We start from the raw sequence: 11,649 nt of genomic DNA on the forward strand, positions 1-11,649 counted from the left end.
GTCAGCGGTGCGCGCTCACCTTGTCCCGCTCCTGAGTGGGCTCGGTCGCCGGGGCCGGCGTCGCTTCGTCGCCGGACTCGCTGACTCCGAACCGCTCGTGGAAGCGCCGCAGCGGTCCCGGGGCCCACCAGGTCGCCCGGCCCGTGAGGCGCATGACGGCCGGGACCAGGAGGCTGCGGACGATCATCGCGTCCATCAGCACCGCCAGGGCGATGCCGAGGCCGAGCATCTTGGTGTTGGTCACCCGCGAGGTGCCTATCGCGACCATCACCACCGCGAGGATCACGGCGGCCGCGGTAATCAGTCCTCCGGTGCGCTGCAGACCGTGGCGGACCGCCTGGTCGTGGTCGCCCGTCTTGGCGTACTCCTCCTTGATGCGGGACAGCAGGAACACGCCGTAGTCCATCGACAGGCCGAAGGCGACGCAGAACATCAGCACCGGAAGGGTCGTCTCGATCGAGCCGGGGGTGGTGAAGCCGAGCAGGCCGGACAGATGGCCGTCCTGGAAGATCCAGACCACGGCGCCGAACATCGCCGTCAGGCTCAGCGCGTTGAGCACCACCGCCTGGATCGGGATCAGCACGCTGCCCGTCAGCAGGAACACCAGCAGCAGGGTGACGATCGCGATGAAGGCGGCCGCCAGGGGCAGGCGCTCGGCTATCGCGTCCTTGGAGTCGACCAGGACCGCGGCCGCGCCGGTCACCTTGGTGTCGAACGGCGCCTGCGTGGCGCGCAGTTCGTCCACCAGGCGCTGAGCCGGGTCGTCCACCGCCTCGCCCTTGGGGAGCACCGTGAAGTACGCCGAGTCACCCTGCACCAGCGGCCCGTCGACCCGGAGCACCTCCGGGAGGGCGGCGATCCGCTCCTTGTAGTCGGCGTACTGCGTCTGCGTCGCGCGTCCCTCGGCGAGCACCTCCAGGCCGCCGCCGGGGCTGCCCGGGAAGCCGTCGCGGATGTGCTGCTGCACGACATGGGACTCGGCACTCGACGGCAGCTGGCGGTCGTCCGCGGTGCCGAACTTCACGCCCAGGAAGGGCAGTCCGAGCAGGACCAGGACGGCGGTGGTGCCCAGGGCGAAGAAGGGGGCGCGGCGCATGACGAGGTTCGCCGTGCGGGCCCAGGCCTTGCCTTGCGAGGCGCTGGACGGGCCGGTCGCGCCTGAGGTGCCGGACGTACCGGATGTGCCGGACGTACCGGGCTCCTGAGCGGACGTCTTCGGGGCCTGCGGCCCGCTCGCGCGCCGTCCGCGCCGGAACAGGCGGCGCAGGTCCAGGGAGTTGACCCGGTGGCCGAGCAGGACCAGTGCCGCCGGGAGGAGGATCAACGCGGCCGCCGCGGCCAGCAGCACCACCGCGATACCGGCGTAGGCGAAGGACCGCAGGAAGTACTGCGGGAAGAGCAGCATCGCCGCGAGGGACACCGCGACCGTGAGGGCCGAGAAGAGGACCGTGCGGCCGGCCGTGCGCAGGGTCGCGCCGACCGCGGTCAACGGTTCGGTGTCGGCGGTGAGTTCCTCACGGAAGCGCCGGACGATGAAGAGGGCGTAGTCGACGGCCAGGCCCAGGCCCAGGGCCGTGGTGAGGTTCATCGCGAAGACCGAGACGTCGGTGACCTCGGTGAGGCCGCGCAGCACCGCGTTCGTGCCGAGGATGGCGACGATGCCGATGCCGAGCGGCAGCAGGGCCGCGACCGCACTGCCGAAGACCATCACCAGCAGCACCAGGGTGACCGGCAGGGCGATCACCTCGGCCCGGATCAGGTCCTCCTGGATGATGGTCTGCATCTCGTGGCGCACCGCGACCGGGCCGCCGACCCTGACCTCCACCGGGCCGTGCGCCCCCCGGAACTCGGGCGCGATGCGGTCCAGGGTCTCCCCCGCCGCCTTCTCCTCGCCGGTGATGCGGGCGGCGATCAGCGCCTCATGGCCGTCCTCGGCACGCAGGGCAGCAGCAGCCGAGGGGTCCGCCTGCCAGTAGGAACCGACCCCCGTGATCCCCTTCTCGCCGGCCAGACGCGCGGCTATCCGCCGGGCCTCCGCGGCGACCGCGGGGTCGTCCACCGAGGCGTCGCCCGCGTCCACGAGAAGCAGGAGGTTGGGCTGGGAGGCGGGGAACTCGCGCTCCAGCGCCTTGGTCGCGTACGTCGACTCGGCGTTCGGGTCCTCCCAGCCGCCGCTGCCCAGCCGGTCGGCGACGCCGCTGCCGGCGAGCACGGCGAGCGCGGTGATCACCAAGGCAGCGAGCAGCGACAACCGGGGGCGGGCCGTCACGAAACGGGTCCAGCCCCCGACACGGGGCGGCCTGTTGACTTCGGTCATTGTGCGGTGTCCCCTTCACCCTGATCCATGCTGAGCGCAGCCCGGGCTGCATGAAGCCGTCACTGCCATAGACTGGCAAACACGAGAGATCACTCGCGTTTCTCCAGAATGCGAGCGACCGCTCGCGTTTGTCAATCGCGTTCGGAGAACTGGGGATAACGCGTGTCCGCCAACCGGGAGAAGGACGACCAGGTCCACCAGGACAAGGAGCAGCCGCGCCGCCGCCAGGCCCGCGGCGAGCGCCGCATCGCCCAGCTGCTCGAAGCCGCGGCCACCGTCTTCACCACCACCGGCTACACGGCCGCCAGCACCAACGCCATCGCCCGCGAGGCAGGCGTGTCACCGGGCACGCTGTACCAGTTCTTCCCGAACAAGGAAGCGATCGCGATCGAGCTGGGCGACCGCCTCATGCACGAGATGCGCGAGACGTACGGCGAGGCACTCGCCCCGGTCGACCCCGCGACACCCCTGGACGAGGCGGTCGGCTCGGCCGTCGACCGGTTCATCGCCTTCAACTGCGAGCACCCGGTGTTCTTCGCGCTGATGCACGGCCCCGACATCCCCGGCCGCATCACCGAGGAACACGACGCCCTGCACGCGACCCTGCTCTCCCGGATCGAAAACCTGCTCTCCTCGTTCCTGCCCGACGCCGTCCCGGCCGACCTCACCCGGACCGCCCATATGTGCCTGGGCATGTACAAGGCGGGCTTGGAGCTGGTCCTCGGCCACGAGGGCGCCGAGCGCGACGCCTACGTCCAGGAACTGAAGAACGCCCTGATCCGCTACCTCGACCCGCTGGTGGGCGATCTCCCCGGCCGCCCCGACCCGGCCCGAACGGCGACGTGACGCAGCACTGCCACAAGGTGCGCATAGATCAGCTCCGGAGTACGAAAGCCCCCCGCCTCGACCCGCTCCCCGTCGCCCGGCGTCGCCCCGCGTCCCCGGCGAAGACGCCGCAGGCACGCATGTTCGGCCGCACCTCGGGCGGTTCGCACCGCCCCCACGGACGTTGCACGCCGTACCGTCAGGCGCCGACCCCCCTTGGGGAAATACCCCACAGGGGTATAACTTGGAGATGAGGGGCCCCTGGGTCCCGTCAGCCCCACATGCCTCGACGAGGAGAACCACATGACCGCCCACACCGACACCCCGGGTTCCGTCACCGCCGTCTACAAGGTGAGCGGCATGAGCTGCGGGCACTGCGAGGGCGCCGTCTCCGGCGAGCTCTCCGAACTCCCCGGTGTCAGCTCGGTGAAGGCCGTCGCGTCCACCGGCGAGGTCACGGTCGTCTCCGCGGCCCCGCTGGACGAGGAGGCCGTACGCGCGGCCGTCGACGAGGCGGGCTTCGAACTGGCCGGCAAGGCCTGAGCCTGGCCATGACCCGCGCCACCGACCAACCTCCGATAACCGAGGCACCGGGCGCGCCCGCGACGGCCGCCCCCTCGGAGATCGAGCTGCTCATCGGCGGGATGACCTGCGCTTCCTGCGCGGCCCGCGTCGAGAAGAAGCTCAACCGCATGGACGGCGTGACCGCCACGGTGAACTACGCGACGGAGAAGGCGAAGGTCAGCTTCCCCGCGGGCATCCAGGTCGCCGACCTGATCGCCACCGTGGAGAGGACGGGGTACACGGCCGAGGAGCCGGCTCCCCCGGAACCGGCGCCCGAGGAGTCCCCTGAGGACCCCGAACTGATCGGCTACCGCCGACGTCTGACCGTCTCCGCCCTGCTCGCCGTACCCGTCATCCTGCTGTCGATGATCCCGGCCCTGCAGTTCGACAACTGGCAGTGGCTCGCGCTCACCCTCGCCTCGCCGGTCGCCGTCTGGGGCGGACTGCCCTTCCACCGGGCGGCGTTCACGAACGCCCGGCACGGCGCGGCGACCATGGACACGTTGATCTCGATGGGCACCCTGGCGGCGTACGGCTGGTCGCTGTGGGCGCTGTTCCTCGGCGACGCGGGCATGCCCGGCATGCACGACACCTTCGAGTTCACCGTCTCGCGTGTGGACGGCGCCTCGCAGATCTACCTCGAAGTGGCTTCCGGGGTCGTCACCTTCATCCTCCTCGGCCGCTATCTGGAGGCCCGCTCCAAGCGCCGCGCGGGAGCGGCCCTGCGCGCCCTGATGGAGCTCGGCGCGAAGGACGTCGCCGTACTGCGCGACGGGCGCGAGGTCCGCGTCCCGGTCGGCCGGCTGGCGGTCGGCGACCGGTTCGTCGTACGGCCCGGCGAGAAGATCGCCACCGACGGCACCGTCGCCGAGGGCGCCTCCGCGGTGGACGCGTCCATGCTGACCGGCGAGTCCGTACCGGTCGACGTGACGGTCGGGGACCCGGTCACCGGTGCGACGGTCAACGCGGGCGGGCGGCTGGTCGTCGAGGCGACCCGGATCGGCGGCGACACGCAGCTCGCACGGATGGCGAAGCTGGTGGAGGACGCACAGAACGGCAAGGCCGAGGTGCAGCGGCTCGCCGACCGGATCTCCGCGGTGTTCGTACCGGCGGTCATCCTCCTCGCGGTAGCCACCTTCGGAGCGTGGCTCGGCCTCACCGACGACACGGTCGCCGCCTTCACCGCGGCCGTCGCCGTACTGATCATCGCCTGCCCGTGCGCACTGGGCCTGGCCACGCCCACGGCCCTCATGGTCGGCACGGGACGCGGCGCGCAGCTCGGCATCCTGATCAAGGGCCCCGAGGTGCTGGAGTCCACCCGCCGGGTCGACACCGTCGTCCTGGACAAGACCGGCACGGTCACCACCGGCCGCATGACCCTCCAGAAGGTGTACGCAGCCGAGGGCACCGACGAGGACGAGGTGCTGCGGCTCGCGGGCGCCGTGGAGCACGCCTCCGAGCATCCCGTCGCGCGGGCTGTGGCCGTGGGCGCGGAGCAGCGGGTCGGGCGGCTGCCGCAGGTCGAGGGGTTCGAGAACGTGCCCGGGCGTGGCGTACGCGGGCGCGTGGAGGGCCGTGACGTGGTCGTGGGGCGCCTCTACGACGTCCTGCCCATCGGGCTGGCCCGCGCCAAGGAAGCGGCCGAGAGGAGCGGCCGTACGGCCGTCGTGGTCGGGTGGGACGGGGCGGCCCGCGGTGTCGTCGCCGTCGCGGACGCGGTGAAGGAGACCAGCGCCGAGGCGGTGCGCGAGCTGCGCGCGCTCGGGCTCACTCCGATGCTGCTGACCGGGGACAACCGGGCGGTCGCCGAGGCGGTGGCGAACGCGGTCGGCATCGGTACCGATCAGGTGATCGCGGAGGTCCTGCCCGAGGACAAGGTCGAGGCCGTACGCCGGCTGCGGCGCGAGGGGCGGTGCGTGGCCATGGTGGGCGACGGCGTCAACGACGCGGCCGCGCTTGCCACCGCCGATCTGGGTCTTGCCATGGGGACGGGGACGGACGCGGCGATCGAGGCGAGCGATCTGACGCTGGTGCGCGGTGATCTGCGAGTGGCGGCGGACGCCATCCGGCTGTCGCGGCGGACGCTCGCCACGATCAGGGGCAACCTCGTGTGGGCCTTCGGGTACAACGTCGCCGCGCTGCCGCTGGCCGCGGCGGGGTTGCTGAACCCGATGATCGCGGGGGCGGCGATGGCCTTTTCGTCGGTTTTCGTGGTGTCGAACAGCCTGCGACTTCGGGCTTTTCGGTGAAGGCTACGGACTTTTCGGCGAAGTCCGAGTAAGAACCCCTCTGGAGTCCGGCGCCAGGCTCACATAAGCTCTTCACAAGACTCGCGCATCGTCCTTACGCTTGGGTCCCGATCGCCATATCGGGGCTCTTGCGTATCTAACGGACATATGCAAGAGACGCAGATCACAGTGATGTGAACGTAACCATCGAAGGGGTTCGAAGGTCTAAGTTGACGATGTCAGGCAGCGTCTTGGGGGGCGTTGGTTGGCATCTGAGGATGTCTTGGGGGACTTCCTCAGAGTTGCGTTGCCGGGGCACGTACGTCGGGAAGCTTTGAGCGGCCCTCCCGCCCGTGCGCTGTCCCGGCAGACCGCACACAGCAGTAGTACGGCGAGTTCTGCTCGTTTTGCTCAACTGCACGGCAGTAACACAGCGATTCAGGCGCTGTTCTCTCAGACGCCCGGCCGGATCCCGTGGGGGGAATCCGCACCGGGACATGGGAAGGCGCCCTGGACGTCGGCCCGTGGGGGGACCGCCGCCAGGGCGCCTTCTGCTGTCCGCACCCGCCCGGAACGAGTCGCGCTCCACGACGCCCGTGGCCATGCCGACCACCCGGCGGCCGGCCTCCGGCCAACCCGCCCGGCACCGACCCTGCCGACGCTGCGGACCCCCGGGGCACACCACCGGCGAGACACCGAAGAAGTCGGCCTCCCATCGGCATCCACCGGCACGCCCCGCGAGGACCGGCCCCCGTACTCGCCACCCGCCATGAGGCACCCCGCGCCCGACGCGGGGCACCGAGAAACACACCGCACGCGCGAGGGCACCACGCCCGACCGATGCCGCGCGTTGGGCTCCGCATACGAGACCCGAGTTGACCAGGGCGACGAGAAGCGCCGCGCCCCTCGCCGGCAGATGCTGACACTCCCGGCCCGCAACTCAGCCACGCCCGCCCAGCCGCAACCGACCGTGACCACGCCACCGCCCGTCGGCCAGGCACCAGAGGACGGGCGCCCGAACCCGTCGGCAACCAGCCACCGACGGCACGCTGGCGGGCGGCACCGAGAGGCGCACCGCCAGGGGCCTTCCGCCGCACGCGCCCCCAGAGCCCCACCGACCGAAGTCGTGCGCCGGTCTCCGCATGCGCCATCCGAACGACCGTGCCGCGCCACTGACCGGCAGGCGCCGCCCTTCCCCGCCCACACCCCAGCCCTGGCCGCAACCGACCGTGACCCCGCCGCCGACCGCGCAGAGGACCGGCTCGCGCACGCGCCCCCGCCCACACGCCACCCGAGACGCCCCACACCCAGACCGGACACCGCTAACCGCCCCGCACGCACAAGAGCCCCACGCCCGACCGAAGCCGCGCGCAGGGCTCTGCATACGAGATCCGTGTGACGGCGCCGTCCGACACGGCGCCCCACCGGCAGGTGTCAGCGCTCCTCGACCGGAACGAAGTCGCGCTCGACCACGCCCGTGTAGATCTGGCGCGGGCGGCCGATGCGGGAGCCCGGCTCCTTGATCATCTCGTGCCACTGGGCGATCCAGCCCGGGAGGCGGCCGAGGGCGAACAGGACCGTGAACATCTCGGTCGGGAAGCCCATGGCCCGGTAGATCAGGCCGGTGTAGAAGTCGACGTTCGGGTAGAGGTTGCGCGAGACGAAGTACTCGTCGGAGAGCGCGTGCTCCTCCAGCTTCAGGGCGATGTCCAGCAGCTCGTCGGACTTGCCGAGGGCGGAGAGGACGTCGTGCGCCGCAGCCTTGATGATCTTCGCGCGCGGGTCGAAGGACTTGTACACCCGGTGGCCGAAGCCCATCAGGCGGACGCCGTCCTCCTTGTTCTTCACCTTGCGGATGAAGGAGTCGACATCGCCGCCGTTGGCCTGGATGCCCTCGAGCATCTCCAGGACGGACTGGTTGGCGCCGCCGTGCAGCGGGCCCCAGAGGGCCGAGATGCCGGCCGAGATCGACGCGAACATGTTCGCCTGCGACGAGCCCACCAGGCGGACCGTCGACGTGGAGCAGTTCTGCTCGTGGTCGGCGTGCAGGATGAGGAGCTTGTCGAGGGCGGAGACCACGACCGGGTCCAGCTCGAACTCCTGGGCCGGGACCGAGAAGGTCATGCGCAGGAAGTTCTCGACGTAACCGAGGTCGTTGCGCGGGTAGACGAACGGGTGACCGATCGACTTCTTGTACGCGTACGCCGCGATCGTCGGAAGCTTGGCGAGCAGGCGGATCGTGGAGAGGTTGCGCTGACGCTCGTCGAAGGGGTTGTGGCTGTCCTGGTAGAACGTGGACAGCGCCGAGACCACCGACGACAGCATGGCCATCGGGTGGGCGTCGCGCGGGAAGCCCTTGTAGAAGTTCTTGACGTCCTCGTGCAGCAGCGTGTGCTGCGTGATCTCGTTCTTGAACGTCGAGAGCTCGTCGACGGTGGGCAGCTCACCGTTGATCAGCAGGTAGGCCACCTCAAGGAAGGTGGAGCGCTCGGCCAGCTGCTCGATCGGGTAGCCGCGGTACCGGAGGATCCCCTGCTCGCCGTCGAGGTAGGTGATGGCGGATTTATAGGCGGCGGTGTTGCCGTATCCGCTGTCCAGCGTCACCAGACCGGTCTGGGCGCGGAGTTTGCCGATGTCAAAGCCCTTGTCGCCGACGGTGCTGTCAATCACCGGGTAGGTGTACTCGCCGTCGCCGTACCGCAGTACTACAGAGTTGTCGCTCACGTCTTCCCTCACCGACGTTGTGCCTCATCTTCGAGGTTGCCCTGACTGTCTCTACCCTCCCCCATTCGGCTCAGGAGAGTGCACTCGGGGTCGACCATTGGGCCTATTGACGGCACTGAGTGCCGCCAACCTGTCATCCTGCCCCTTGTTTTCCTCATCTGGAAGTGCTCTGTGACCTTCACGACTCGTTTGATCGATCATTTTTTTGAAAACCTCACGAATCGCCAGGTCAGAAGGGTGTCCGACGGCGACCCGAAAACAGGTTCAGGAGCCCGCCAACCGGAAGTCGAGCGCCGTGCAGCGCCGCCCCGCCGACACCGTGCGCACCGCCTGGCCGATCGCCTTGCGCGAACCGACGAGGACGACCAGCTGCTTGGCCCGGGTCACCGCCGTGTACAGCAGGTTCCGCTGGAGCATCATCCATGCTCCCGTGGTGACGGGGATCACCACTGCGGGATATTCACTTCCCTGTGAACGGTGGATGGTCACCGCGTACGCATGCGCCAGCTCGTCCAGTTCGTCGAATTCGTACGGAACCTCCTCGTCCTCGTCCGTCAGCACCGTGAGGCGCTGGTCGACCGGGTCGAGCGAGGTGACCACGCCGACGGTGCCGTTGAAGACGCCGTTCTTCCCTTTCTCGTAATTGTTGCGAATCTGGGTGACCTTGTCGCCGACGCGGAAGACCCGGCCGCCGAACCGCTTCTCCGCGAGATCGGGGCGCCCGGGGGTGATGGCCTGCTGGAGCAGGCCGTTCAGCGTGCCCGCGCCTGCCGGCCCGCGGTGCATGGGGGCCAGGACCTGGACGTCCCGGCGTGGATCGAGGCCGAACTTGGCCGGAACTCGACGGGCCGCCACGTCCACCGTGAGCCGTCCGGCCTCCTCCGTGTCGTCCTCGACGAAGAGGAAGAAGTCCTTCATGCCGTCGGTGACGGGGTGCTGCCCGGCGTTGATCCGGTGGGCGTTCGTCACCACACCCGACTGCTGGGCCTGACGGAACACGCGCGTGAGGCGGACGGCCGGGATGGGGCTGCCGTCGGCGAGCAGGTCTCTGAGGACCTCTCCCGCCCCGACACTGGGCAACTGGTCGACGTCGCCCACGAAGAGCAGATGGGCACCCGGCGGTACGGCCTTCACCAGCTTGTTGGCGAGCAGCAGGTCCAGCATGGACGCCTCGTCGACCACCACCAGGTCGGCCTGGAGCGGGCGGTCCTTGTCGTACGCCGCGTCGCCGCCGGGCTTGAGCTCCAGGAGGCGATGGACGGTGGAGGCCTCGGCGCCGGTCAGCTCGGCCAGGCGCTTGGCGGCGCGGCCGGTGGGGGCGGCCAGCACGACCCTGGCCTTCTTCGCGCGGGCCAGCTCCACGATCGAGCGGACCGTGAAGGACTTGCCGCATCCGGGGCCGCCGGTGAGGACGGCGACCTTCTTCGTCAGCGCCAGCTTGACGGCGGCCTCCTGCTCGGGGGCGAGGTCCGCGCCCGTACGGCCCTTCAGCCAGCCGAGCGCCTTGTCCCAGGCCACGTCGTGGAAGCCCGGCATCCGGTCGTCGTCGGTGCGCAGCAGGCGCAACAGCTGGGCGGAGAGGGCGAGTTCGGCCCGGTGGAAGGGGACGAGGTAGACGGCCGTCACGGGCTCCGAGTGGCCGTCGGGACCGGGCACCTTCTCCCGTACGACACCGGGGTCGCCGCCGTCCTCCGGGACCTGGGCGAGTTCGGCCAGGCACTCGATGACGAGCCCCGTGTCGACCTGGAGCAGCTTCACCGCGTCCGCGATCAGGCGCTCCTCGGGGAGGTAGCAGTTGCCCTGGTCGGTGGCCTGCGACAGCGCGTACTGCAGGCCTGCCTTGACCCGCTCCGGGCTGTCGTGCGGGATGCCGACGGACTGGGCGATCTTGTCGGCGGTGAGGAAGCCGATGCCCCAGACGTCGGCCGCCAGCCGGTACGGCTGGTTCTTCACGACCGAGATCGAGGCGTCGCCGTACTTCTTGTAGATCCGCACGGCGATGGAGGTGGACACCTCGACGGTCTGGAGGAAGAGCATGACCTCCTTGATCGCCTTCTGTTCCTCCCAGGCGTCGGCGATCTTCCTGGTCCGCTTCGGTCCGAGGCCGGGGACCTCGATGAGCCGCTTCGGCTCCTCCTCGATGATCTTCAGGGTGTCCAGGCCGAAGTGCTGGGTGATGCGGTCGGCGAAGACCGGGCCGATGCCCTTGACCAGGCCGGAGCCGAGATAGCGGCGGATGCCCTGGACGGTGGCCGGGAGGACGGTCGTGTAGTTCTCGACGGTGAACTGCTTGCCGTACTGCGGGTGGGAGCCCCAACGGCCCTCCATCCGCAGGGACTCGCCGACCTGGGCGCCGAGCAGCGCGCCGACGACCGTGAGGAGGTCGCCGCCGCCCCTGCCGGTGTCCACGCGGGCGACCGTGTAGCCGTTCTCCTCGTTGGCGTACGTGATCCGCTCCAGGACGCCTTCGAGCACCGCCAGTCGCCGCTCGCCCGTGGAACTCCCTGCCTGATTGGACATGATCCGACGCTACCGGTCGGGTACGACAACGCGGGACGACTGTGGACACGGCGGCCGGCAGCCGTCAGCCCGCCTGCGACCTCACGTGGTCGATGACCCGCTGGAAGTCCTCGTCCGGCGAGAACTCGACCAACTCGCAGTCCTGCAGGGCGATCGGGACATGGCCGGGTCCCCAGTAGTACGCCTGGCCCGCCTCGTAGTGCTCCTCGCCCTCGGGCGTCAGCATCCGCAGCCGGCCCTTGAGCAGGTAGCCCCAGTGCGGGCACGGGCAGGCGTCGCCTTCGAGGCCCTTGAGGGCCGGGCCCATGTCCGTGCCCTCCGGCAGGCTGATGTAGCCGACGGACATGCCGCCGCCGATCGTCTTGGAGCGCACCTCCACGCCGTCGCCGCCGAGGACGACGGGCACGTCGTCGCGAGTCGCTGCCGTCATGATCCCTCCGCTCCGGCCCGCACGGGGCCTGGGAAACACCC

Annotated in this window: 7 protein-coding genes; 3 read left to right on the forward strand and 4 right to left on the reverse strand. The window is 70.0% G+C overall.

The window, feature by feature from the left end:
• Window position 1: 1 nt before the first annotated feature.
• On the reverse strand, window positions 2-2,317 hold the full coding sequence (locus tag AB5J55_RS15030) for an MMPL family transporter (protein WP_369271168.1): 2,316 nt from the start codon (window positions 2,315-2,317) through the stop codon (window positions 2-4).
• Window positions 2,318-2,479: 162 nt separating this feature from the next.
• Here AB5J55_RS15030 and AB5J55_RS15035 point away from each other — a divergent pair, with 162 nt between their 5' ends.
• From AB5J55_RS15035 to AB5J55_RS15045, 3 genes are all read left to right on the forward strand, one after another.
• Window positions 2,480-3,163 (forward strand): TetR/AcrR family transcriptional regulator, encoded by a 684-nt coding sequence (locus AB5J55_RS15035; protein WP_369271169.1) that lies wholly within the window; start codon window positions 2,480-2,482, stop codon window positions 3,161-3,163.
• 282 nt (window positions 3,164-3,445) lie between these two features.
• The gene (locus AB5J55_RS15040; protein ID WP_369271170.1) at window positions 3,446-3,685 is read left to right on the forward strand and encodes a heavy-metal-associated domain-containing protein; all 240 of its coding nucleotides are present in this window, start codon (window positions 3,446-3,448) and stop codon (window positions 3,683-3,685) included.
• An 8-nt stretch (window positions 3,686-3,693) separates the two neighbouring features.
• Entirely contained in the window at window positions 3,694-5,955 is a 2,262-nt protein-coding gene (locus AB5J55_RS15045) for a heavy metal translocating P-type ATPase (RefSeq protein ID WP_369271171.1), read from the forward strand.
• A gap of 1,413 nt (window positions 5,956-7,368) precedes the next feature.
• On the opposite strand, the gene AB5J55_RS15050 is transcribed toward AB5J55_RS15045, so the two are convergent.
• From AB5J55_RS15050 to AB5J55_RS15060, 3 genes are all read right to left on the reverse strand, one after another.
• Window positions 7,369-8,658, reverse strand: a complete 1,290-nt coding sequence (locus AB5J55_RS15050) for a citrate synthase (protein WP_214335589.1) — start codon at window positions 8,656-8,658, stop codon at window positions 7,369-7,371.
• Window positions 8,659-8,922: 264 nt separating this feature from the next.
• Window positions 8,923-11,178 carry an ATP-dependent RecD-like DNA helicase gene (locus AB5J55_RS15055; protein WP_369271172.1) on the reverse strand — a complete coding sequence of 752 codons (2,256 nt, stop codon included), beginning with the start codon at window positions 11,176-11,178 and terminating at the stop codon, window positions 8,923-8,925.
• A gap of 64 nt (window positions 11,179-11,242) precedes the next feature.
• Window positions 11,243-11,608, reverse strand: a complete 366-nt coding sequence (locus tag AB5J55_RS15060) for a hypothetical protein (protein WP_369271173.1) — start codon at window positions 11,606-11,608, stop codon at window positions 11,243-11,245.
• Window positions 11,609-11,649: the final 41 nt, after the last annotated feature.

This window comes from Streptomyces sp. R11 (assembly GCF_041051905.1).
Taxonomy (GTDB): Bacteria; Actinomycetota; Actinomycetes; order Streptomycetales; family Streptomycetaceae; genus Streptomyces.

Coding starts and splice junctions, on each gene's coding strand:
- AB5J55_RS15060 (WP_369271173.1), bottom strand. CDS start 11,608: ATGACGGCAGCGACTCGCGACGACGTGCCCGTCGTCCTCGGCGGCGAC.
- AB5J55_RS15055 (WP_369271172.1), bottom strand. CDS start 11,178: ATGTCCAATCAGGCAGGGAGTTCCACGGGCGAGCGGCGACTGGCGGTG.
- AB5J55_RS15030 (WP_369271168.1), bottom strand. CDS start 2,317: ATGACCGAAGTCAACAGGCCGCCCCGTGTCGGGGGCTGGACCCGTTTC.
- AB5J55_RS15045 (WP_369271171.1), top strand. CDS start 3,694: ATGACCCGCGCCACCGACCAACCTCCGATAACCGAGGCACCGGGCGCG.
- AB5J55_RS15040 (WP_369271170.1), top strand. CDS start 3,446: ATGACCGCCCACACCGACACCCCGGGTTCCGTCACCGCCGTCTACAAG.